Source organism: Candidatus Binatia bacterium (assembly GCA_029243485.1).
Lineage (GTDB): Bacteria > Desulfobacterota > Binatia > UBA12015 > UBA12015 > VGTG01.
This window is the reverse complement of record JAQWRY010000087.1, coordinates 1-22,807: the sequence shown is the minus strand read 5'-3', so window position 1 is coordinate 22,807 and position 22,807 is coordinate 1. Positions and strand designations below refer to the sequence as shown.

Sequence of the window (22,807 nt, the reverse complement as noted above, 5' to 3'; positions counted from 1 at the left end):
GTCCGGCGCCATCGTCGAGTACATCCTGGCCCGCCACGCGCCCGGGAAGCTCAAGCCCGCCGTGGATCAGCCCGAGTTCCCGCACTACCTGCAGTGGTTCCACTACTGCGAGGGGATGGTGATGCCGCCGATGAACACGATTGTCGTGCACACGATTCTGCTGCCGCCAGACCGGCGCGACGAGAAGGCTCTTGGACAGGCGCAGCGCCTGCTTGCGAAGGCGCTCGCGCCCGTCGAGCAGACACTGGAAGGAAGGGACTACCTGATCGGTGAGTTCTCGGCCGCGGACGTCATGCTCGGCCACTCCTGCATCATGGCGAATCGCCTGGGCCTAGTGACCGACGAGATGCCGAACCTGAAAGCGTACGCAAAGCGACTCCTGGAGCGTCCGGCTTGCGCGGAGGCGTTCGCGGCCTGAGTCGGCACAAGGCCTGGCAGTAGGCAAGATGAACGGCCCATTTGCCCAGGTCGACGGGTAGCCGCCACCGCGAAGCCTAGAGCCAGGTCCAGATGTCGTTCATGATCCTCGTCCTCAGGTTTTCTTCTTCGTGCCTTCGCCCTGGACGATCATCAGCGTTGCATCGCCCAGGGCGACGGTCTTGCCGCGGTCGTCGGTGACGGTGCTCGCCGCGTGCACGACCCGCCGCCCTTCGTGGACGATGCGCGACTCGACGGTGGCGCGGCCTGCGCCGACGGCGCGCAGGTACTTCATACGTAAGTCGATGTTGGTCATGATGCCTCGAGTCTCGCGAACACGTTCGTACGTATCGGTCATGAGCATCGCCTGGGTGATGCTCATGTCCACGAGTGTCGCGATGACCCCGCCATGCATTTGACCGTTCGGATTGCGCAGGTGGTCCGTGAGCTCGACAGCGACGCGCGCGTATCCCGGTTCCATGTCCTCGACTTCGAAGCCCATGTGTCGAAAGAAGGGGAAGTCTCGCGCGAACGCGAGGAGTTTAGGCTTTAACTCGCTCGAGGGGGGCGGCTCGGCTGTCTTGTCGGAGTCGGATGGGCCATCGGTCATGACGGTGCGCCTTTCTCGGCGGGCACGATCCAGATCGGCGAAGACCATGCGCGCTCCTGAAGGGTCTTTGCGATGTCCGGGCGCGGTTCGACCCCGGCCCGGATGGCGTCCCACGTCGACCAGCGGCAGGTCGGGTTCTCGAGCACGCGGACGTAGTAGAAGGCCTGACGGTCGGGATCGAAGTTCGGGTCGGTCCACCACGCCTTGAGCTCGTCGTCGCCGACGTCGGTGGAATGGGAGCAGCTGCGCGTGTTCACCTTCGCTCCGTTGTCGGGGCAACGGTGGGTGGCGGGGTCGGGGGCCGCGCCATCGGAGCACGCGACGTCGAACACTTCTTCGTGGGTTCCGTCGTCGTCGATCCAGCCCTTGATGACCTGGAGGCGCTGCAGGGGAGCACCGCGCGGATCCCGGGAGGCCCAGGCGAGGAAGCGGGGCCGATCTCCACTCTGTGCTTCGAGCCCGCCGCCCATCGACACTCCCTCTTCGTACGCCCGGGTGACGACGTCGTGTTCCTCGAGGAGGGCCTCGTCGAACCCGAAGCCGGCGAAGAATCGCACGCGGATCCGTGGGCCGGAAGTCGCGAAGGTTTCCTTGCGCCGGAAGGCGTCGAAGATCGCTTCGCGAGTGTTCTCCTCCGCCCACACGGCGGCGAGCCCGGATGCTCCGTAGGTGATCGTGGCGGCCGAGGTGTAGTTCTCGCCGTCGATTTCGGCCACGGTGTCGGGCGCCATCCATTTCTGGGCGGTTCCCTGGAAGAAGCCGAGGGGAACCGAGCCTCGCAGCTCCGGGGTACTGTCGAGGACACCGAGCTTGGAATGGAATTGGGTTTCATCATCGGAGGTGGCTCCGGTGTGGGTGTCGCTCGAGCCGATGAATCCGAACCGGTAGGGGTTTCCGGCGCCGGCCTCTGCGAGGGAGAGGCCGCGCCGCAAGGCATCACGCACGTAGCTGCCCTCGGGCTTGCTGGGCTTCATGGTGGAGACCACGTAGGGCATGATCTCGAAGTCGGCCCATTCGTCGGTGTCGGAGAGAGCCGGGTTCGTCTCCGAGGTTCCCTTTACCTGCGTGATCTCCACGAGCGGCTCGTTGCGCAGGCGTCGGGCCGTATACTCGTCGTCCATCGGGTTACCCGCCCAGTCCACGAGCTTGAACATCTGACCGTTGGATCCGTTGGAGTTGTGCGGAATGGCGAGGCTCTCGATGCCCTTCTCGCGCAGGCCGTCCATCCAGTCCCACAACCCCTCGGGATTCTGTGAGTGGAAACGCGAAAAGGGGATGGCCGGGAGTTGATCGCCACCCCGGAAGATCACGTTGCGGTGGAGATTGCCTCGATCGTCCGCCGACGACGTGTACTCGTACGCGACGAACGTCGTGAACTGCCCCGGGTCGTTGAACTCTTCGGCGGCGTCGATGGTGTCGCGCCAGGCCGAGCGGGTGATCTGGGTGGTGTCCTCGATGTCGATCTCGCCGCCGGAGATTCCCCCGAGGAGCTTCGGAATCAGGGTGGAGAAGGCGCGGATGCGTCCGGGGACCGAAAGCAGCCCGCGGTTGTCCGGGGCGTTCAGGTCATGAAGGGGCTCGACGATCGGTTCTTTCGAGAAATGAGTCGAGGTGTCCGCGCCCTCCTGGGCGACTCCGAGGAACATCGCGTGGTCCGTGACCGCGTAGAAGTCGAGCGGTTCGCGCAGTTGCATGGTGAAGCCGGCCGGGTGCTCGAGCGGCTCGCCCTTCGCGTAGCGGTAGGCATCGTACGGAGTCGCCGTGGTCCCGAACGCGAACGCGTCGAAGGAGTACTTCGTGTGAACGTGCAGGTCGCCAAAGTAGGCATTGCGCTCCGGGTTGGGGTCGGAGCGGACCCAGATCAGCTCGTCGCCGATCTCGAAGTTTCGGTCAGGGAACCCTCTCCGCGCGGGGGTCGTCGCGTCCGTCGAGGGCGACGGATCCGGCTCGGAGCATGCGGCGCCGAGCGCCAGCAACGCGACGCAGATTGGTCTCCATCCTCGGAATTTCATTCGTTTCCTTTTGGCTTTGCTTCTGGACACCTCTTACGAGGCGTCGATCCAGATCGGTGAGGACCAGACGCGCTCGCGCAGTGTCGCGGGAACGCGCGGATCGGGCTCACGGCCGAGGCGTAGGGCATCGTACGTGGACCAGCGACACGTCGGGTTCTGCAGAACGCGAACGTAGTAGAAGGCACCCTGCGTGGGATCGAACTCGGGGTCCTGCCAGGTCGTCGCAAGTTCCATGGCCCCGGTGTCTCCCGTGGGCTCGCAGGTCGCGAGGTCGACCGATGCGCCGTTGTCGGGACAGCGCAGCGTAGTAGGATCGACCTTGAGCCCATCTGCGCAGGCGATGTCCTGGACCTTCTCGTGGGTCTCGCCGTCCGCGTCGATCCAACCCTTGACCATCTGGATGCGCTGGAGAGGCGCGCTCATCCAGTCGGCGAGTGCCGACACGTAGAACGTCGGGCTGGTGGTGTCGTCCCCGGTTGGATGCAGAACACCACCCATCGGAACGCCGCCCGCGGCCGCGATGGCAACCGGGTCGTGCTCGCCCTCGATGCTCTCGTCGAAGCCTGAGCCCGCGAAGAAGCGGAGTGTGATGCGCGGCCCCGAGGAAGCGTACACCTCGCGACGTTTCATCGCCGCAAAGATCGCGTCGCGTGTATTCTCCTCGGCCCAGACCGCGGCGAGCCCTCCCGACGTATTGAACTGCAGATTCGATTGGTAGGGCTTCGCGCTGGCGCCCGGGGGCTTTACGGACTCCAGCCGGCGGATTGCCGGAGAAGTCACTTGGCCAACGGCGCCGACGAAATCCCACTCCTCGACGTCGCCGGGATTTCCATTATGGGTGTCCGTCGAGCCGATCATGCCGAAGGCGAGAGGGTTCGTGCCGAGCTCCCGCTCGAGCTGGAGGCCGATCTTGAGGCCCTGCCGCGCAAAGCCCGTCTCGAAGGCGCATCCGGTTTCCTCACCGGGCTCGCACGGTGCCAGAACCTGGCTGAACGCACACTCCTCGTCGGTGGCACCGACCCCGAGCGCGCACTCGGAAGCACCCTTGACCTGGTAGATTTCCGCCAGAGGTTCGCGGCGCTTGCGGAGCCGCCATTTCTCCTCGTCGTACTCGCCGCCATCATACGTATAGCGGCTGTAAACGAGTCCCCAGGACTTGTTCATGTTGTGGGGGATCGTGAGGAAGTCGCAATCTCCCGTGCAGGTCGCCTCCAGCCCACGCCAGAGGTCGATCGCATTGTTGACATCCAGTGACGAGATCGCGTGCTCCGGAAGGTCGGAGCCGTTGAAGAGGATGTTCCGGTGGTGCTTGCCGGCCTCCGGCAGTGTGGGCGAGTACTCGTAGGCGGCGAATGTCGTGAGTACGCCCGGCTCGTTGTGGGCGTCGGCGAGCGCGATGTATCGGGCCCAGTCGGTGCGGGCATCACGCTCGCATCGCTCGACACCTCCCTCGCCCTTTCCGCAGATCGGCCAGAAGCTGCGGTCCCGCGGTGGGCGCACCTCTTGCTGATACACGCCGGCGGGTGCCTCGCGGTCTGGCTCGGCGGTGGGCTGGTTCCGGCTCGCTACGGCCCGCAGGAGCACGAAGGCCATCGGGTTGGCCGTCTCCAGGAGGTAGCAGTTGAGAGACTCGAACCAGGTGAGATCCGGCTCGTTGCAGCGTGTTCTCAATCCGAAGCCCTCGGCGTGGTCCGTGATCGCGACGAAGTCGAGTGGGCGCGAGAGCTGCATCTTCTCCCCGCCTTCACTGCGCAGCGCTTCGCCCCGTGCGAAGCGGTAGGCGTCCTCGACCGTCACCGTCGTGCCAAAGATCTTCGCATCGAAGCTCTCGTGGGTGTGGACGTGCGTGTCTCCCCAGTACACGTTGCCTTTGGCGTTCTTCGGCTGCACGACGTGCGGCTCGGGCTGCGGCGCGCGGACCTTGGAGTCGTCCTGGAGTGCGTAGTCCGCTGGCAGGGTGTCGCGGCCGACGCGTTGCATTCTTTCGTACAAGCCCTTGCCGACCGTGAACCAACCGACGACGACGCCGAGCACGAGCAGCCCGGTGATCCCAAGCAGTACCTTCTTCAGCATATCTCATCCTTCTCCCGGGAGCCGACGCATCAGCCTAGAACAGGTCCCGCTTCGTGATCTCGTCGGACCCGGCCGGCAAGCTCACGAAGGTCCCGTCCCTACCGACCGTGACGGGCCCCGAGAAGACGTCGGCGACACCTTCGACGAAGATCTCCTCCATCGTCGAGAACAGGAGAGGCGGCACGATGTGATAGAAGAGAATCTCGTGTGCCCCGGCGTCCCGCGCGATCTCCCCGACCTCGACCGGGCTCGCGTGATAGTTGAGAATGTCGGTCGTGATCTTCACGGTGCGTGGTCGCTCCGCGTTTCGTGCTCCCTCAGTGAGCCCCCCGACCAGCTTGGGGTCCAGGGCTTCGTGGACGAGCAGATCGACACCGTCCGCAAATTGCTGGAGGTTTGCCGACTTGCTCGTGTCGCCGCTCACCAACACCGAGCGTCCCTTGTAATCGAACCGATAGCCGACGGCGGGCCGAACCGGCTCGTGATCGACCGAGAACGTGGTGATCGTCAGGCCGCGGTCGTCGACGATCTTCACGCCTTCTCCGGGTGCGGGCAGCGGAAACGGTCGCGCCCGCGCGCCCGTACCGGAGGGCGGCACGATGTCCTCGCCGTGGTGCGCCGCCCGGTAGATCGCGTCCTGCGCGTACGCCTGATTGAAGCCCGCCACGACCTGCTCGACACCCTCCGGGCCGTGAATGGGGGCGGGAAGCGTGTGGGCACCGTTGACCCATCGCTGCATCAGCATCTGGCCGAGACCGTCGATGTGATCGGAGTGGAAATGCGTGAGCAGGATGCCATCGATCTCGCCCTGCGACATACGCATCCGCCCCAGGTTCTGGCTGCTTCCCGATCCCGCGTCGACGACATAGAGGCGCTCACCAGCCACGACCGCAACACAGGGTCCCGATCGCTCCGGATCGGTAAGGGGAGAGCCCGCACCGCAGAGCCCCACGTGCAGTCCGTCCGGCAGATCGTCGAGGAAGCTCGACTGCATGTTTCGCGCGGCGACCCGCGGGATCATCGCCATCGTGAGCGGTCGCCGAAACAGGTACGCCAGGCCTCCGACCAGGAGGAGCAGGGCGACGAGGCCGAGTAGAAGTTTCTTGATGAGTTCTCTCCCAGGCTCAGTAGGTCAGGCACGCGTTAGAACCGGTAGGACAGCTCGGCCCCAAACGTGCGCGGAATGGTGTACGAGCGGGTGATGACGCCAACCGAGTTCGAGAGCGAGAAGACGCCGCCGCTCGGGAGGCGCGTGTCGGTCAGGTTTTCGCCCCACAGGGCGACCTGCGCTCGGTCGTCCATGAAGTCGTAGGACAGGCGGGCGCCGAGGTTGTTGCGGCCCGGCTGCGCGGCTTGTGGGACCTCGGGGCCCAGCGTGTCCGTGTAGCCACGGTAGCTCCATTGCACGCGCGGCGTGAGCCAGCCCTGCATCCAATCGCTCTGGCCCATCGCGAGCGGGAAGGAGTATTGGGCCGAGAGGAAGGTCTGGTAGCTCGGGATGCCCTCGATCTTCTGCCCCGATTTGTCGATCTGCGTGCCGTCGAGGTTGCTCACGGCGTCCGGGAAGCTGTCGTAACGGGCGTCGAGAAGGCCGACGTTGCCGGAGATCTGCAGGCCTTGGATGGGCATGGTGAGAAGCTCGATCTCCAGACCTTTGGTCGTCGCCTTGGCGGCGTTCTGGGTCAGGGTCAGGACGGCCTCGATCCCCCCTTCGTCGTCGAAGATCGTCTCCGTGACCCGACTCTGGATGTCGTCGTACTTGGCGTAGAAGAGGGCGATGTTCAGGGTGACGCGGCGGTCGAAGGCAATCGACTTGAAGCCGAGCTCGAAGTTGTCGAGCGTCTCGGGCTGGAAGGGCGCGAGTTGGTCTCCCCCTCCCTCTGCGGTTGGATTGATCGTGGCATTGAAGCCGCCGCCCTTGAAGCCCCTGGAGTACGTGAAGTAGCTCATCAGGTGGTCGAGGTGGGCTGCGTCGAGCCACTCTTCGGGGGTGAGGAGCGCGAGGCTCGCCATCGGGGTCCATGCGGTGAACGTCTCGTCTCCGGACGCTTGGAGGGCGACAGTGGGCGGGTCGTCGAGGAGGCGCGTGTTCGTCTGGGAGGCCTCCTTGCGGTCCGAGGAGTACCGCAGGCCTGCGGTCAGGCTGGCCCAATCCGTCACGTCCACGGTCGCCTGGCCGAAGAAGGCCCAGGTGAAGTTGTCGGTCGTGAGCGCGTTGCGGGTGATGGACGCGACGTTCGGGATGCCGACGTTCGTGACGCCCGGCCGCTGGGCGTTCTCCCAGAAGGAGAAGAAGCCCGCGACGAAGTCGACGCGACCGTCCCAGGCGGTACCGTTGATCTGGGCCTCCTGTTGGATTTGCTCGGAGGTGCCGGGGTCGCCGTCGCGCGGGTCGGGACCTCCGGAACTCGTGAGCGAGACCATCTGGAAGGGCGTCGCGTCGACATCGAGCACGCCCGCGTTCTCTTGTTGGCGCCACGAGGTAATGGACTTGAGGACGATGTCCTCGAGCCACCCGACTTTACCGACGTCGTACTCGATCGTCCCCCACGTCCCGTAGTTCTCTGCGAACCCGATCTGGTTGATGTTCAGCGGATAGGAGTAGGGCCGTGACCGACGGCAGGCGTCGTAGAATCCCGGCTGGAAGTTCCCCACGTTCGTCTCCTGCGTGATGACGCATTCGCCCGTGGCGCCCTGGGTGTGGGACTGCCACCAGGTGCCGGTCACGTCGATCGTGAGACGGTCGGTCGGCAGGAACCTCATCGAGCCGAGAAATGTGAGGCCGTTCTGCGAGCCGAGATCGTCGCGGCCAAGGTACGGGTTCTCGGCGTAGCCGCCACGGTTCTGCGACGAGAAGGCGAGACGAGTGAAGAGCTTGTCTTCGAACCAGCCGATGCGCACCGGGATGTTGATCATACTGCGCGTGTTGACGATGCCCTGGTTGCCGACGCGAACGAGTTGGAAGGCTTCCAGGTCCTCGTGCGGCTTGCGCGAGGTGATGTTCACGGCACCGCCGACCGAGTTCTTGCCAAACAGCGTGCCCTGCGGTCCGCGCAGTACCTCGATGCTGGCGACGTCGAGCGTGTCGAAGATCGCGGCCTGAGCGCGTGGAAGGAAGACACCGTCGACGTACATGCCGACGCCGGGCTCGAAGGCCGGGCCTCCCGCCGCGGTTCCGACGCCGCGGATCCGGATCTGCAGCGTGTTCTGGCCGCCGGTGATCGTCATGTTGGGGACGAGGTTCTGGATCTCGTCGGTTCGGGTCACGTTCGCGTCGCGCAGGAGGGACTCGTCGAGCGCGGTCACGGATAGAGGAGTCTCCTCCAGGAGCTCCTCACGCTTTCTCGCCGAAACGACGATCTCCTCGATCTGGCCTCGGGCCCGGCCCGAGAGTCCCGAGCGATCTCCCGCCTCGACCTCTGCCGCTCCGGCGTCGGCCTCGTCCGCCATGCCGCCGACGTCGGTCGGAGTCTCGATGGTCTCCAGGTACCCCGAAGGAGCCTCGATCTGGCCCCGAGCCAGGCTAGCCCCGCCGAGGACGAGGACGCAGGCGGCCAGCGTGAGTGGCGGGATCCTTCCGTGTGAACCCAAACGCGCGACCATGTTCCTTGCCCCGTGTCTCTCGATCACTTCGATGAACGCAGTTAGCATTTGGATAAGAATTATCATTTTGCTAAATTGCGCACAAGCCATGACCGATAGCCGGTCATCTCGCAAGAAGGCTTGAGAAGTAGAGGAGATTGATGGCGACGAAGGCAAAGCAAAATCGCGCCGAAACCGAGCGTCGACTCATCGATGCGGCCCTAGGCCTGATCCGGCGCAACGGCGTGCTGTCGGGTCTCAATCTCCGCGAGGTCGCCGACGGTGCGGGGGTCAATCGTGGCAACATCTATCACTACTTCGGCTCGAGACGGGAGTTGCTGCGGGCGGCGATTGCCCGTCGTTTCGAAGGGGTGGTCCAAACTCTGTTGGCCGACAGGCGGGGCGTCTCCTTCGTCGAGCGGAGGCTTAGGGCCTTCCGGTTGCCCAGTAAGATTCAGGACAGCCGACTGCGCGCCCTGCTCGTCATCGACGGGGACGAAAGCGTCGACCCGATGCCTCAATACGAGGCGGCGCTCAGTAGCCTGCGCCAGGACGTCATCGACGGGGACATCGATCGTGCCCACGATCTCGAGGCGCTGCAGGTAGCGCTCTCGGCGCTGCTCCGTGGCTACCGCATCTTCCGCGAACCTTACGCGAAGCGCATCGATACCGGTGTGGCCGACCTCGACGAGCGCGTTGCCGCCATCATACGCACCTGGCTCGAGGCGATGGCAGAGCCGCCGGCGTCGACTCCGGGTGGTCCGCAGTGATGTCCGTTTCGTCTGCACTCGCGTATTGCTCGTCGGCGATCCCAAAGCTCCATCGCGCTTGCCGGTGCTCCGCCGTCGTTCTGGCCGCCGTGAGCCTGGCGCCGACTTCGTGCAGTTCACCGGAGCCACGGCCAAGCGTGACGCCTGTCGCGCTGGATGCGAGCGGCCAACCGGCGCGCCTGCTGTCCGCCTTTTATGGACTGGACAACGGCCTGGGATTTGGGGCGCATCGCCTCTGTCTCGGCGCGGCCGGGCGAGACGGCATGCCGGTCGTCCTGTCTCATACGGTTGACGAGGAAACCGTCCAGGCCGAAGACTTTCGGGTCTTCACTCGGTCCGGAGCCGAGAGCACGCCGTTCTGCGTGACTCTCGCGCCGTCTGTCGATGAAGGTGAGCGCAGGACCGTGCTCCTCATCGGTGAGTTCGGCGATGCCGACGACGACCCGCCGGCGAAGGTGGTGGTTGTGGGTAACCTTCTGTCGGACGGCGCGACGGGCGGCCCGGTGAGTTTTCGCGCCACGACGGTCCAGGTGACACCGCTGGACGCCGGGCCGAGCCTCGTGCTGGCAGAGGTGGTGCCCCCGGACGAATGGTCCGTCTCGAGACGGGGTTCCGCCTGCCCGGCAGGCACCCGCCAGGTGATTCGGGCAACCTGGGCCGGCGGTGTGCGCCAGCCGGGTGGTGACGCTGCCGGCGACACCGAGCGCGCATTGTATCGCGTGACGGTGGAACGTGCAGACGGCACACGCGACGAGATCGCCCCGGTGGCACTCGCGGAAGTCGGCGACCGTGACAACAACCACCACCTTTGCCTGGACACCGTGGACCCGGCGATCTCGGTTGCCTTCCCCGCCGGGCACCTGGTCGACCCCAATCAGGACCTGAACCCTGACACGCGCATCGGCATCAACCGCGGTCCCGGCGGCTCCGGATCGAGGAGACAGAGATGAACTTCGAGGAGACAAAGCCGGGAATGCATCGTTGGTGGCTGCTTGTTCTCGTTAGCCTGAGCTTCGCCTCCATCTGCGGGTGCAGCGATTCCGATCTTCAAGACGAATCGACTCCGCTTGCGCGCAACGTGGTCGTCATCGTCGCCGACGACCTCGGGTATGTCGACGTCTCGGCGTACAACCCCGGTGGGCAGGTGCGTACCCCCAACATCGATCGAATCGGTGCCACGGGCGTCCGCTTCACCGACGGTTACGTCACCGGCGCGGTGTGCAGCCCGTCACGGGCCGCCATGTTGACCGGGCGCTATCAGCATCGCTTCGGCTTCGAGTACAATGCCGGGAACGCGGCGCGGGCCGATCGCGAGGGTCTCGGACTCGACCCCGGCGAACGCACGATCGGCGATGTGCTGCGCTCGACGGGAATGCGCACGGCCTTCGTCGGCAAGTGGCACCAGGGAAGCCAGGACCAATTCTACCCGACGGACCGCGGCTACGACGAGTTCTTCGGTTTCCTGACCGGCCAGACCGCGTACATCGACCCGGATGTTCCCGGCGCCATCGGAGTCGACACACCCAACGCGCCGCTCATTCCGCGTAGCGTTTATTCGCTCGGCCAGGTGCTGCGCGGCACGGATCGGGAGGTGGTCGAGAATTCGGGCCTCTATCTGACCGAGGAATTCACACGCGAGGCGGTCGAATTCATCGACCGCAACCGAGACCGCCCCTTCTACCTGCACGTCGCCTATCACGCGCCGCACGTGCCGCTCCAGACGACGCAGAAGTACTACGACCGCTTCCCGGACATCGAGAACGAGGCGCGACGTGTTCTCGCCGGGATGGTCAGTGCGATGGACGACGGCGTGGGTGCCATCCTAAAACGCCTCGAGCGCCATGGCCTGACCGAGGATACGCTGGTCGTCTATCTCTCGGACAACGGCTGCGCCTTCGTTTCGGGTGCCTGCAGCTGCGAGCTGCTGCGCGGTGGCAAGGTGACGGTCTTCGAAGGCGGTGTGCGGGTTCCATATCTCATGCAGTGGCCGCGAGGTATCGCCGACGGACAGGTCGACGACCGGATCGTGTCGTCGCTCGATTTGCTACCGACGATCGCTTCGGCGGTGGGCGTCCTGCTGCCCGACGATCGCGACTACGATGGAGTGGATCTGGTTCCGTACCTATCGGGCGAGACCCCGGGCGAGCCACACGACAAGCTGTTCTGGCGCGCCGGGACGGCCGTCGGGGCACGCGAAGGAGACTGGAAGCTGTGGGAGTCGCGCGATGGCGACTTCACGTTCCTGTTCGACCTGGCCACGGACCTCGGCGAAGAGAACGACCTGTCGCGTGAGCGGATCGACGAACTCGATTCCCTGCGTGCCGGAATCGAGAACTGGGAGCGCGGCATGAGCACGCCGGCCTGGGGGCCGCGCGAGTCCACTGTCTCCACCTGCGATGGGTTCAGCGCGAACGTTCTGTTCTGACTAGCCAGCCGTCAGCATCGATTTTAGCAAAGTGGTGAACATGAAATTTCGCGCCTTGAAAACGAATACCTGGAAAGTGGTCACTTTGTTCTTGATCGCAACCGTTGGCTTCGTGGTATTCAAAATCTTTATTGACGATAGTCGGCCCCATAATCCCAGAGTTTTTGGCCCACCTGAGAAAACCCAATGGAAGCCGGTAGGCGCGCGCGCCGCGGGGCAGCATAGCTACGATGTCATCCCCGAGCCGGATACCTTTAGTGCCATACATGTTGGCGTGGTGAATTCAGATAATGTCTGGGTCGCCGCCGCCCCCATGTTTGAACTCGACTGGGTTGCGGAGCCGTCTTACTTCGTTGGTAATGGACCGACCTTTGATAACGAAGGCAATCTCTACTTTAGCCCGCAGTTCTACCACGGTGAACGCGTAGTGCTGGTTTCTCTCGATGCTCAAACCGGCGAACGACGTTGGGCGATGCCCGCCGACAGCGATAGAGAATCAAGCAGCCCAGCTTTCGTATTGAACGACCCGGAAAACCCGGGAGACCAGATCATCTACATCGTCAGCTATACCCGCGCGATGGCCCTGCGGCCGGACGGTTCGGTGGTATGGAGTACTGCCACCGGTCTAAGCCTTCCTCCCTTGGAGCCCGGCAAGAATCCGAGCTCTAAGCTTCATAGTTTTAACTATCACCCGGCGACAGATTCACTGGTAACGGTATCCAAGGCCGGAGAACTATTTGCCTTCAGCCGTAAAAGCGGCGAGCTGATCGCTCCCATCGGACAACTACCCGGCGCACCTGCCATTAGCGGCACGGGGGTGAAGGTTCCCTGGTTCGTCACCAACAAAGTCGACCCGCTGATGGATGCCGCGTTCGGCAAGACCCAGGGTGGCCTGAGTCTTTTTTCATCCGCGATAAATTACCTCTATGGCGGTGGCGGTGTGGTGACCAACTATTTCAGCATCGCTCCTGACAGTTGCCGCATCTATATCGCCGCCACCGCGGAAGATGCAGAGGATGGCACGGAGGACGGAAAGTCTGAAATCGGTGCGATTTACGCCCTCGATCTAGTTGATGACGGCAACGGTGGCCTGGAATTTCAGATATTGAACCGCGCGACGTTTCAGGGGGGCACCGGATCGACTCCGGCGCTCAGTGCAGACGGCAGCCGCGTGTATGAGTCCGACAACCTCGGCAACGTAATCGCGCTGGATAGTGAGTTGAACGAAGTGTGGCGCGTGGATGTGGGAGAGCCGCTGGTTGGTTCCATCTCGGTGTCACCCGATAACAATGAGCTGTATGCCGTCACCCGCAGCGACGTGCTCAAGCTAGTCGACAACGGTGACAGTGGCGCCATGGAGTGGACGGCGAAGCTGACAGGATTCGATGGCTACGCCAACGTCGACAAACAATCCAACTCTCTGACGGCGACCATTACCGCCAATGGTGTGGTGATCGGCATTGGCGGTGGCAAGACATTACTCGGGGCCAATCTCATGTTGCATATGGGTATGGGCCTGCTGGACCGTGAAACCGGAGAGCTGCGCTACTTTGCGGAAGGCCGGGAAGACTCGCTGGCCATGAGCACCGTGGCTAGCGATGGCAGTATTTATGTCGCCCACTCACCCATACGGCGGGCCGTGGGCAAGGCCATGTATCCGGATTTAACACCCGATCTCACCGGTGGTATTGCGCGTTACAGGCCCATTCGCCTGGACCTGCTGGCACGCGATGCGATCTGCGCCGCCGAGGCGCGCGGTGCCAATGCCAGCACCCTGAACAAGACAACGGAAGTGGCAGCCATCAACATGGACATACGGCAGATAAAAGTTTTGATTGAACAGGCCGGCAATGCCATCACCAAGGCGGTTAGCGATGGCGACATGACCGCAGATGATGCAGGCACGCTGGGTAATCTACTGGAGCAAAGCACGCTGAAACTGACACCGGCCGACCTGGACGGCGCGGTAACGGAAATGGCTGCGGCCTGTGCGATGTTGGCGGTAGGGGAGATGTGAATCGCCCCGGCTTTCCCGGAGCCCCTCGTCGTACGGGGACTTGGGGTCGACCTTCAGTGGTGTTCCCGACCGGTCATCTGGGAATGATGAGGAGCGTTCGGCGGCCCCGGTGGACTTGGCAGTACCTCGTCAGCGGAGAGCAACGGCCTCGATCATGTCCGCGCAGATGTTCTTCGGGTCTTCCCTCGTATCTCCGTTGGCCTCTGAGAACTGGGTCGCTGGGGTAGTAGCCACCGGACCCTCGAGATCAACGAAAGGCAAAGGAAGTATCTCCCTCTAGTGAACGACCTCCCGCCTCTCCGCTTCGCACTGGCCCATCCCGAGCGACTGGCTTCCTTGGTATTGATGGATACCGCGGACCGAGCAGGACATGGCCCCCGATGTCTATTGGAATCGGCTGCTCGCCAAGCTCGAAGCGTTGGATCCGACCGTGTGCTCTGACCTCATGCGCGAGGTCATGTACCAGACGCCCGTGACTGATCGGCTCGGTGAGATCCGCTGTCGGACACTCGTCTTGGTGGGCGCTAAGGACGAGCGATTCCTCGGCCCATCGCGTCAGATGGCGAGGGAGATCCCGTTCGCCGGATTCGCCTCGAGGCGCCAGATGGATGTACTGCGGGATGCGGGGTGATGAGAGGAGGGCTGGGCTGGGTCGGTGATGGCGATAGAAGCTCCCCGGTCGGCTCGAGGTTGTCGCGCGGTCATTCCGGACACCACACCTTTGGGAATGTGAGCCTTGCTGTGGGTTTCCGCCCTTCACTCGGGTACCGAGACATCATGCCCCCCCGCTGGCCCCCAGCGGATTATTGGGGCCGAAAACCCGCGCGGGACGCGGCTTTCCGACCGCCGGAGGTGGGACTTGCACCCACACCTCGGGCTGAAACGACGACGTTTTCTCGGGGACGAGTGTGTCTGGGTGTGTTCCCGTCTGGCCCCCGGGGGCCAGAGATCGATCTTCGAGGTGCTGGCCGGGACCGCCGCGGTCATGAAACTGGTGGGCGCGTGCACATAGTATAAGGGTTGCAGCCCAGCGGCAGGTTTGGCGGCTAGCGGGAATGCTTCCATGGGCGCGTAGACGCAGGCGAACCTGTAAACGGACTCGGGACGAGCGGGAGATCGAGTCGAAGACCCGATGCGTACTACGATCGTCCACAGCGTATGGCACGCCGAAGCGACAGCGACGTCGACATGATCCTCTCTCTGATCGTTCAGATGATGTTCGCGGACGACCGTCCCGAGGAGCCGGAGGAAGCCCCTCCTGAGGAGCCGGAGGATCCTTAGCGCAGAGGCGCTCGGCCGTTCAGAGGGCTCGATGTCAATCGGTGCCGACGGCAGCGCACGGCGTGGGCCGGGTCGACGTTCGAAACCGCCAGAGACCGCGGACTGGTGGTCCAGCTCGCCTGCGACAACCCCGGTTGGGGCTACACCCGCCTTCGCGACGTCATGCGCGGCCTGGGCTACGAGATCGGTCGAACGACTGTCGCCGCGGTTCTGGCCGACCTCAGCAACAATAACGTGAGTGACCAATGTCGCATGGGATGTGCTCCTGTGCGGTCAGGGGTCGCGGCGGGTTTGGGCACCGAGGTAGTCGCGCTTGCCGATGGCGACGCCGTTGTGGCGGAGAAGCGCGTAGGCGTGGTTCAGGTGGAAGAAGAAGTTTGGGACGGCGTGCTCCATGAAGTAATCGGATCCGCTCATCACCTTGCCTTGCCAGCGTGGGGTGGTGATGACGCGGGTCGCGGCCCCCTCGTAGTCCGCCTCGGAGATGCTCTCGAGATACGCGATCACGGCACGAATGCGAGTCCGCAGCTCGGCCAGGGTTGTTTCGGTATCGGGCTGCTCGGCGGCGGGCTTCGTGGTCAGTCGCCCCGTCGAGAGCTTCGCCGTATCGCAGGCGTTTTGCACCTGCTGGGCGAACGAGAACTGATCCGGGGCCAAACGCGATGTGACGAGAATGTTCGGGTCGAAGGCCTTGGCCTTGGCGTGCGCCTCGGCTGCGTCCAGCCACTTGTCGAGTTGGCCGAGCATCTTCGTCATCTGACGGTGGAATTCATAGAACATCCGGCGACCCTATCCCTAACCGTGTGGGCGCAGAAGCCTCGTGGCTCGGCTTGTTGGGTGCGAGGAACAACAGTAGAAGGGCCGCGATGCGGGTACCGGACAGCCTCGCGGCCTTGAAGGCCGAGGGGATCATCACGGAGGTCGTGCGACCTCTCCGAAGTGGCAAGGAGGCGCAGATCTATCTGGTGCTCGCCGCCGGCGAGGAGCGCGTCGCCAAGATCTACAAGGATGCCGAGAACCGAAGCTTCAAGCACCGCAGCGGCTACATGGAAGGGCGGCGGGTGCGGAACAGCCGCGACCGACGCGCGATGGGGAAACACACCAAACACGGGCGCGCGAAGGACGAGAATGCGTGGCGCTCCGCCGAGGTCGAGGCGATCTATCGGTTGCGGGATGCCGGCGTCCGGGTGCCGGAGCCGTTCCACTTCGTCGATGGTGTCCTGGTGATGGAATTGGTGACGGATGCTGGCGGTCACCCGGCGCCAAGTCTTGGCGAGGTCGCGATGACGGCGGGTGAGGCCCGGACTGTGTTCGAGCAGCTACTCGGCGAGGTCGTGCGAATGCTCTGCGCCGGCGTCGTGCACGGGGATCTATCCGACTTCAACGTGCTCATGGACGCGCGCGGGCCGGTGTTGATCGACTTTCCGCAGTGGGTGGATGCGTCGCGCAACCAGAATGCGCGCGAGCTGCTGATCCGCGACGTCGACAACCTCACGAGGTTTCTCGGCCGTTTCGAGCCGACGGCGACCGGCCTGCCGTATGGGCAAGAGCTCTGGGCCATCTACGAGCGCAGTGAGCTCCAGCCCGACACGGTGCTCACCGGGGTATGGCAACCCCCCGAAACGATCGCCGATACGAGCGCGATCCTCCGCGAGATCGCCGAGGTCGAGCTTGATGAGCAGCGGCGTCGAATTGCGCGTGGGCTGCCGCCGCTCGAGCGATCGCAATCGGACGCCCGGCAGCCCACGCCCGAGCAGCCGAACGCGCCCCGGGCTCAGCCGGCGGCCGTGCCCCGCCGGCGCAGGCGACGCCGCCGCGGCTCAGGGAAGGATCGTTCACGCCGCGAGCGGCTCGGTGGAATCCTCAACCGCTAATGCCTGCTATCCGCGCTCGCAGAGATCTCTAGAGCGCGCGTTGCTCTGCCGAAGGTGGGACTTGAACCCACACCTCGGATTGAAAAGACTACGTTTTCTCGGGGCCTAGTGTGTCTGGGTGTGTCACCGGTGTGTCAAAGCCTGGCCCCCGGGGGCCAGAGATCCCCAAGGTCCCGGTTGCTATGCCGCCTTCCTTTTCGCGGAGCCCACCTTGAGCCCGACGCCCAGGACGTCGGCGATCTTCTCCAGGGTTGCGAGCTTCACGTCGTGATCCGAGTTCTCGAGGCGTGCGATCACGGGCTGCTTCACGCTGGTCTGCTCGGCAAGCTCGGTCTGCGTGAGCCCCTTGGCGAGGCGCGCGCGACGCAGCGCGATCTTCGTCGCCAGCGCCAGCGGCACCGTCACCCAGAGCACGCGCTTCCCCCTGACTGATCTGGGCGGGGGGGCGTTGCCCATCTCGAGGTGCGCCTTGAGCCAGCCGACGAGCGCGTCCTTGGCGGACTCCTCGATCTCTTCCAGACGGCCCCCGGTAACCAGCCCCTCGCACCGCGGGAAGGTCGCGAGGGCCTGTGTCCATCCCTCTTGATCACGCTCCGTATCGCATGGCTCTCTCGTTTCTATATGAGCTTGACGCCGGTCTGCTTCTCCAGGCCCGAAGGAGGCCACGGCCCAGATCCTTCTTCGGATCCGGAACGGGCACTACCCGGCCTTCGGTGGGGTGGATCATCATCTGGTGGGAGCCTTCCTTGCAGCGCTTTGTCCAGCCGGCCGCCTCGAGCTTCCGGATGACCAGTCAACCCGTTCGAGGCTGGGATCGAGCCGTTTGTGCGAACACCGTTGACCACGCCGAACCGACCCGGCTAGATAAGAGACCCCATACCGCACGCGGTCAAAACAGGCATTGCGTGGATTAAGAAGAGACCTCGACGAGCGGACCCGGACGACGTGCCACCTGCTCCCCTCCAAACCGTCGGCTCGGCGATCGAGATCGCCGGGTCCTCACCCTCACAAAGGAGCTGAGACGTGACCAACGATCGCTGCCCGGGGACAGGGCTGCGCCAGGAACGCCTCGCCTCGTGCGTTCTCGTGGTGGCCGCGCTTGCCACCCTCTACACGCCCGCGGTCGCACAAGACGCGCCGCCGGACTCACCGCGCCGCCTCACGCGGCTCGAGTACGGCCACACGCTCCGGGATCTCCTGAAGATCGACGAAGACGCGGCGTTGGCACTCGGAGAATCGCTGCCGCCGGAGGCCGACTCGGGCGACTTCGACACGCTCGCCGTGAGCCAGGGCATCTCGGGACTGCACGTTCGGACCTACCTCGAGGTAGCCGACCGCGCGCTCGACGCGGCAATCCTCGTCGGCCCCCCGCCTGCCGCCCAACCCGTCGTCATCGACTACGCGACCGCACCCGGCATCGGCTTCATCGCGACGGGGGAGGCTTTCGGTCTCGGCGTCGTGGAAATCCTGGACGACGGCGCGCTCGTGATCGCCGACTACTCGTGCACCTATACGACCGACAGTAGCCTGAACTTCTTCAACGTCCCCCAATCGGGACGGTATCGCGTCACCCTGGAAGCCTACCGCTATCAGGCCGATACCACTGTCGTCGTCACGCTGTTTCGCGGGAAGAAGCAGGGCGTCGTCGCGTCGCTCGACGAGTTGATCGGCGTGTGGGACCTGGTGGACGACGAGACGAAGGTGATCGAGGTCACCACGTTCCTTCAGCCCGGTGACCTGGTCGGACCGTGCGTTTCGGAACTCGACACCAACGGCGGCGACCCCTTCATCTTCCTCGAAGAGAACACGCTCCTCGCAGGCAGCGGCTACCCGGGCGAAGGCATCGTATTCAAGTCGATGACGCTCGAGGGGCCCCTCCAGGAGTCGTGGCCTCCGCCGAGCACCCGATCGGTGCTGGTCGGCGTCGACTTCGGCGAGAGCGGAAACATCCAGCTGACGAAGTCCCCCGAGGCACACCTCGACGAGATCGTTGCGAACTTCGCCGAGCGTGCATTCCGCCGCCCGGTCGAAGAGCCCGAAATCGCGGCTCTCGTGGTGCTGGGCCTGGCGGTTCTGGACGAAGGCCGACCGTTTCTCGAGGCCGTCCGGGTCCCCCTCAGCGCCGTCCTCAGCTCGCCCGAGTTCCTCTATCAACCGCAAGCCTATGCCCCGGGCCAGCTCACCGACCATGAGCTCGCGACGCGACTCGCGTACTTCGTGTGGCGAAGCGCCCCCGACGACGAGCTCTTGACGCTCGCGCAGCGGGGCGCCCTTTCGGACCCCGCTACCATCCGCGCGCAGGTCGACCGGATGCTGGACGACCCAAAGAGCTGGCGATTCGTAGAGGACTTCGCAACGCAGGCGTACCGCCTCGACGAGATCCGCGCGACGACACCCTCCCCGCAATTCTCGTACGAGGAGCGCTTGGGCCAGGCGATGGAAATGGAGACCAAGCTCTTCCTCGCCGAGCTGATCCGGGAGGACCTCAGTGTCGCGAACCTGATCGACTCCGACTTCACCTACATGAACCGCCGCCTCGCATCGCTCTACGAGGTGCAGGGCATCGAAGGACAGGAGATGCGCCGGGTGAGCCTCCCCGCGGATAGTCCGCGCGGCGGACTCCTCACGCAGGGCAGCATCCTCAAGCTCACGTCCAACGGCACGAACACCTCACCGGTGCCGCGCGGCAACTTCGTGCTGGGACCGTTGCTCGGCACGCCGACGCCACCGCCGCCTCCCGGCGTGACGGGCCTCGAGCCCGACACGCGCGGCACGACGACCATTCGGGAGCAGCTCGATGCGCATCGAACGCAACCCGTTTGCAACAGCTGCCACAGCGTCATCGATCCGCCGGGATTCGCATTGGAACAGTTCGATCCGGTCGGCGCTCTCCGGGAGTTCTACCGCCCCGGGGTTCCGGTCGATGCAACCGGCGTCACGACCAGTGGGCGCACGTTCGACGGCATCGCCGAGTACAAGGAGATCCTTCTAGACGAGCAGCTCGATCAAGTCGGCCGCAACCTGGTCTCACAGCTTCTCGTTTTCGGGACCGGCGCAGCGATCCAGACGAACGACCGGACCGAAGTGAACCGGATCTTGGCTGAACTCAAAGGGTCCGGGTACGGATTCCGATCGACGATGCGCACTGTCGCGGCCAGCAGCATCTTCAGGAGACGTTAGCCATGTGGCACAAACGAATCAGCCGGCGAACGGTCCTGAAAGCGGGCGGCGTCGCGCTCGCGCTACCCATGCTCGACGTGATGCGTCCGCTACGCGCGTCCGCGGCCGTCGAAACCCGACGGATGGTCAACATCGGACTCACACTGGGTCTCTACACGCCCTCGTGGTTGCCAGCGACCACCGGCCGCGACTACGAGGCGAGCGAGTACCTGTCGATCCTCGATGACCACCGTTCGCGCTACACGGTGCTGTCCGGGCTGTCCCACGAGGATCAGAGCGGTCGCCAGCCGCACAACTCCGAGATCACCTGGCTCACCGGCCAGCGCCATCCCGGCCAGGACGGATTCCGGAACACGATCTCGATCGATCAGGCCGTCGCGATCCACCTCGGCTACGTGACGCGGTTTCCTTCGGTAACCCTGGGAACCGTGCAGGCGCAGAGTCAATCGTACACGTCGACGGGCGTCATGGTCCCGGCCGAATCGGACCCGGCCCGCGTCTTCCAGCAAATGTTCCTGCAAGGCACGCCCGAGGAAGTCGCACGTGAGAAGGCCCGACTCCGGGACGGCGCGAGCATCCTGGACCACCTCAGGGGAAAGCGAGCGACCCTTCGCGGCAACGTGAGCGCCTCGGACACGCACACGCTCGACGCCTATTTCGACGCGGTTCGCGACGCCGAATTCCAACTCGCCGAAGTGCAGGCGTGGGCAGAACGGCCGAAGCCGATGGTCTCCGAGGAGTCGCCTCTCGATGCGGGCGGCCCCGCCTACCTCATCGGGAGCGTCCGCAGCCAGTTGAAAATGATTCCGCTGATCCTCGAGACCGACTCGTCTCGTGTCGTCAGCCTCATGGTTCAGGATCACAGTGTCGTACCGATCGACGTGCTCGGCGTGGGAGGCGACCAACACGGCCTGTCCCACCACGGCCAGCAGCCCGACAAGATCGATCAACTGAGGCTCGTCGAAACGGAGATAGTGCTCGCGTTCCGAGACTTCCTGGACGAGATGCAGGACCGGAAGCTGCTCGACGACACGTCCGTGCTGTTCGGAAGCAATCTGGGCAACGCGAGTTCGCACGAGGCGAAGCGTCTGCCGATCCTCGTTGTCGGTGGCGGCTTCGACCACGGCGAGCACAAGGCCTACGGCTCCGAGGACCAGGACGCTCCGTTGTCGGACCTCTACGTGACTCTGCTGCGGCGGATGGGCGTCGAGACCGATGCGTTCGGGCAGAGCCAGGGTGCGCTCGACCTGGGCGCCGCCGCGTCCGGACCTTCGCGTCCGAACCGCCCGCTAGCGGGCGGAGGATTCTCATCGACGACGAGGCCCTCGCCCAAGACGAAACTCCGGCGCCGCTGAGACAGCGGCGCCCCGGGAAAAGGAAGTGCATTGCGCAAGGGGCGGCCCTCGGAATACCCCTCGTAGTCGACCACCCTGTGGGCATCCGTCCCACACCGGGCCAGAGATCCGGTTGTTTCGCGCTGGCCGGCGGATAGGTCGACTGCCTCGGGACGAACCGGCGAATCGAGGGCGGGCTGTGTAGAGTCTACGATCCTCGCCGATTTCAGCGATTTACGCCATTCCGGTCTCTTCTGTCCTGTCCTCTCAGGAAAACGGACTGATCTGGAGGAAGTCGGCCTCGAACGTCCCTTCCACCGCGCCCCCTTGTGTCGTGCTCGCGGCGTCCAGCGTGATGTGACCGCCGCCGCCCAAGCCGATGATTGTGATGTGTCAAGTAGCGTGAGACACCTTCGATCTGTTGCTGCGTAGCTTCTCTCGAAGCGCTTCGTACGGCGTTCCGCCGCGAAACGCGCCGTGCGGACGGTGGTCGTTGTAGAAGTTCTCCCACTGCTCGAGTTTGGCTTCGAGATCGACATCGTCTTTGTACGTGAGCAGCTGATAGAATTCCTGCTTGTCGGTTCGGTGTGAGCGCTCGACCTTGCCGTTGAGCTGCGGCGTGCGTGGCTTGATGTAGGCGTGCTCAATTCCGCGATCGGCCAGGTGCCAGTGAAACAGTGCCTGGAATTCATGCCCGCGGTCGGTGCGCACCATGTTGATGCGAAACGGAAACTTCTCGACGACGTAGTCCATGAAGTCGATCGCGTTCTGCTGGGTGTGGCGGGTGTAGACCTTGAGCCCACGAATGCGGGTCGCGTCGTCGATCGCGGTGTATTGGAAGCGCCTGACAGGCTTCCCCCGCTTTCTCTTCAGGGTCAAAAACGTAACGTCCACCTGCACATGATGGCCCGGCACCTGCTTTTCGTAGCGATGGGTATGAATCGCGCGTCGCCCGACTCGGCCGGGGAGGCGATTCATCCCGTGGCGCCGACAGATGCGGTAGACGCTCGCATCAGAGATCCGAATGCCGTGAGAGCGCTCCATGTACCAGACGATTCGAATGGGCCCGAGGTGGTATGTGCGGCGCAGATGAAGGACCTTCTCGACGACCTCTGGCGCGATCGCTGTCGGATAGACAGCGCCGACTGCTTTCTGTCGTGTGAGCCCCGCTCGGCCTCGAGCCCGGTACTTCCCGCGCCAGACGTAGAACAGAGAACGAGGAATTCCGAAGT

General features: G+C 64.2%; 19 protein-coding genes. 10 read left to right on the top strand and 9 right to left on the bottom strand.

What is annotated here, in order from left to right; translation table 11 throughout:
• Positions 1-418: glutathione S-transferase family protein (locus P8R42_28455; GenBank protein MDG2308530.1), on the top strand; the 418-nt coding region annotated here is incomplete at its 5' end.
• 114 nt (positions 419-532) lie between these two features.
• Here P8R42_28455 and P8R42_28450 read toward each other — a convergent pair.
• From P8R42_28450 to P8R42_28430, 5 genes are all read right to left on the bottom strand, one after another.
• Positions 533-1,027, bottom strand: a complete 495-nt coding sequence (locus tag P8R42_28450; GenBank protein ID MDG2308529.1) for a PaaI family thioesterase — start codon at positions 1,025-1,027, stop codon at positions 533-535.
• Complete coding sequence (locus P8R42_28445) at positions 1,024-3,039, bottom strand: DUF3604 domain-containing protein (protein MDG2308528.1); 2,016 nt, start codon at positions 3,037-3,039, stop codon at positions 1,024-1,026. The genes P8R42_28450 and P8R42_28445 overlap by 4 nt, the downstream gene beginning before the upstream one ends.
• A gap of 33 nt (positions 3,040-3,072) precedes the next feature.
• Entirely contained in the window at positions 3,073-5,112 is a 2,040-nt protein-coding gene (locus tag P8R42_28440) for a DUF3604 domain-containing protein (protein ID MDG2308527.1), read from the bottom strand.
• 34 nt (positions 5,113-5,146) lie between these two features.
• Positions 5,147-6,133, bottom strand: coding sequence for an MBL fold metallo-hydrolase (locus P8R42_28435; protein MDG2308526.1), 987 nt, complete (start codon positions 6,131-6,133; stop codon positions 5,147-5,149).
• Positions 6,134-6,255: 122 nt separating this feature from the next.
• The gene (locus P8R42_28430) at positions 6,256-8,763 is read right to left on the bottom strand and encodes a TonB-dependent receptor (protein MDG2308525.1); all 2,508 of its coding nucleotides are present in this window, start codon (positions 8,761-8,763) and stop codon (positions 6,256-6,258) included.
• Positions 8,764-8,855: 92 nt separating this feature from the next.
• Between P8R42_28430 and P8R42_28425 the strand changes: the two genes are divergently transcribed.
• From P8R42_28425 to P8R42_28400, 6 genes are all read left to right on the top strand, one after another.
• The gene (locus tag P8R42_28425) at positions 8,856-9,464 is read left to right on the top strand and encodes a TetR/AcrR family transcriptional regulator (GenBank protein ID MDG2308524.1); all 609 of its coding nucleotides are present in this window, start codon (positions 8,856-8,858) and stop codon (positions 9,462-9,464) included.
• Positions 9,465-9,601: 137 nt separating this feature from the next.
• A complete protein-coding gene (locus P8R42_28420) occupies positions 9,602-10,414 on the top strand; it encodes a hypothetical protein (GenBank protein MDG2308523.1) in 813 nt (270 codons plus the stop codon).
• Positions 10,411-11,889, top strand: coding sequence for a sulfatase-like hydrolase/transferase (locus P8R42_28415; GenBank protein ID MDG2308522.1), 1,479 nt, complete (start codon positions 10,411-10,413; stop codon positions 11,887-11,889). The genes P8R42_28420 and P8R42_28415 overlap by 4 nt, the downstream gene beginning before the upstream one ends.
• A gap of 40 nt (positions 11,890-11,929) precedes the next feature.
• Positions 11,930-13,906 carry a hypothetical protein gene (locus tag P8R42_28410; GenBank protein MDG2308521.1) on the top strand — a complete coding sequence of 659 codons (1,977 nt, stop codon included), beginning with the start codon at positions 11,930-11,932 and terminating at the stop codon, positions 13,904-13,906.
• Between the two features lie 370 nt (positions 13,907-14,276).
• Positions 14,277-14,537: a hypothetical protein gene (locus P8R42_28405; protein ID MDG2308520.1), complete on the top strand. Its 261-nt coding sequence runs from the start codon at positions 14,277-14,279 to the stop codon at positions 14,535-14,537.
• 527 nt (positions 14,538-15,064) lie between these two features.
• Entirely contained in the window at positions 15,065-15,187 is a 123-nt protein-coding gene (locus tag P8R42_28400; protein MDG2308519.1) for a hypothetical protein, read from the top strand.
• A 273-nt stretch (positions 15,188-15,460) separates the two neighbouring features.
• Here the strand turns inward: P8R42_28400 and P8R42_28395 are convergent, their stop codons facing one another.
• Positions 15,461-15,967: a DUF1993 domain-containing protein gene (locus tag P8R42_28395; GenBank protein ID MDG2308518.1), complete on the bottom strand. Its 507-nt coding sequence runs from the start codon at positions 15,965-15,967 to the stop codon at positions 15,461-15,463.
• Positions 15,968-16,053: 86 nt separating this feature from the next.
• On the opposite strand from P8R42_28395, the gene P8R42_28390 reads away from it, so the two are divergent.
• Complete coding sequence (locus tag P8R42_28390) at positions 16,054-17,061, top strand: hypothetical protein (protein ID MDG2308517.1); 1,008 nt, start codon at positions 16,054-16,056, stop codon at positions 17,059-17,061.
• 180 nt (positions 17,062-17,241) lie between these two features.
• Here P8R42_28390 and P8R42_28385 read toward each other — a convergent pair whose 3' ends face one another.
• Together P8R42_28385 and P8R42_28380 are read right to left on the bottom strand one after the other, a co-directional pair.
• The gene (locus P8R42_28385) at positions 17,242-17,727 is read right to left on the bottom strand and encodes a helix-turn-helix transcriptional regulator (GenBank protein MDG2308516.1); all 486 of its coding nucleotides are present in this window, start codon (positions 17,725-17,727) and stop codon (positions 17,242-17,244) included.
• Positions 17,648-17,854, bottom strand: a complete 207-nt coding sequence (locus tag P8R42_28380; protein ID MDG2308515.1) for a type II toxin-antitoxin system HicA family toxin — start codon at positions 17,852-17,854, stop codon at positions 17,648-17,650. The genes P8R42_28385 and P8R42_28380 overlap by 80 nt, the downstream gene beginning before the upstream one ends.
• Positions 17,855-18,084: 230 nt before the next feature.
• On the opposite strand from P8R42_28380, the gene P8R42_28375 reads away from it, so the two are divergent.
• Positions 18,085-20,241, top strand: a complete 2,157-nt coding sequence (locus tag P8R42_28375) for a DUF1592 domain-containing protein (GenBank protein MDG2308514.1) — start codon at positions 18,085-18,087, stop codon at positions 20,239-20,241.
• 2 nt (positions 20,242-20,243) lie between these two features.
• Positions 20,244-21,596: a DUF1552 domain-containing protein gene (locus tag P8R42_28370; GenBank protein MDG2308513.1), complete on the top strand. Its 1,353-nt coding sequence runs from the start codon at positions 20,244-20,246 to the stop codon at positions 21,594-21,596.
• 372 nt (positions 21,597-21,968) lie between these two features.
• On the opposite strand, the gene P8R42_28365 is transcribed toward P8R42_28370, so the two are convergent.
• Positions 21,969-22,807 (bottom strand): IS481 family transposase (locus P8R42_28365; GenBank protein ID MDG2308512.1); only part of this gene is annotated, 839 nt, incomplete at its 5' end.

What these genes read in the sequence shown, in the direction of transcription:
- P8R42_28430 (MDG2308525.1), bottom strand. Translation starts at nt 8,763, where the DNA reads ATGCTAACTGCGTTCATCGAAGTGATCGAGAGACACGGGGCAAGGAAC.
- P8R42_28445 (MDG2308528.1), bottom strand. Translation starts at nt 3,039, where the DNA reads ATGAAATTCCGAGGATGGAGACCAATCTGCGTCGCGTTGCTGGCGCTC.
- P8R42_28405 (MDG2308520.1), top strand. Translation starts at nt 14,277, where the DNA reads ATGGCCCCCGATGTCTATTGGAATCGGCTGCTCGCCAAGCTCGAAGCG.
- P8R42_28400 (MDG2308519.1), top strand. Translation starts at nt 15,065, where the DNA reads ATGGCACGCCGAAGCGACAGCGACGTCGACATGATCCTCTCTCTGATC.
- P8R42_28410 (MDG2308521.1), top strand. Translation starts at nt 11,930, where the DNA reads ATGAAATTTCGCGCCTTGAAAACGAATACCTGGAAAGTGGTCACTTTG.
- P8R42_28370 (MDG2308513.1), top strand. Translation starts at nt 20,244, where the DNA reads ATGTGGCACAAACGAATCAGCCGGCGAACGGTCCTGAAAGCGGGCGGC.
- P8R42_28395 (MDG2308518.1), bottom strand. Translation starts at nt 15,967, where the DNA reads ATGTTCTATGAATTCCACCGTCAGATGACGAAGATGCTCGGCCAACTC.
- P8R42_28390 (MDG2308517.1), top strand. Translation starts at nt 16,054, where the DNA reads ATGCGGGTACCGGACAGCCTCGCGGCCTTGAAGGCCGAGGGGATCATC.
- P8R42_28450 (MDG2308529.1), bottom strand. Translation starts at nt 1,027, where the DNA reads ATGACCGATGGCCCATCCGACTCCGACAAGACAGCCGAGCCGCCCCCC.
- P8R42_28435 (MDG2308526.1), bottom strand. Translation starts at nt 6,133, where the DNA reads ATGATCCCGCGGGTCGCCGCGCGAAACATGCAGTCGAGCTTCCTCGAC.
- P8R42_28425 (MDG2308524.1), top strand. Translation starts at nt 8,856, where the DNA reads ATGGCGACGAAGGCAAAGCAAAATCGCGCCGAAACCGAGCGTCGACTC.
- P8R42_28415 (MDG2308522.1), top strand. Translation starts at nt 10,411, where the DNA reads ATGAACTTCGAGGAGACAAAGCCGGGAATGCATCGTTGGTGGCTGCTT.
- P8R42_28440 (MDG2308527.1), bottom strand. Translation starts at nt 5,112, where the DNA reads ATGCTGAAGAAGGTACTGCTTGGGATCACCGGGCTGCTCGTGCTCGGC.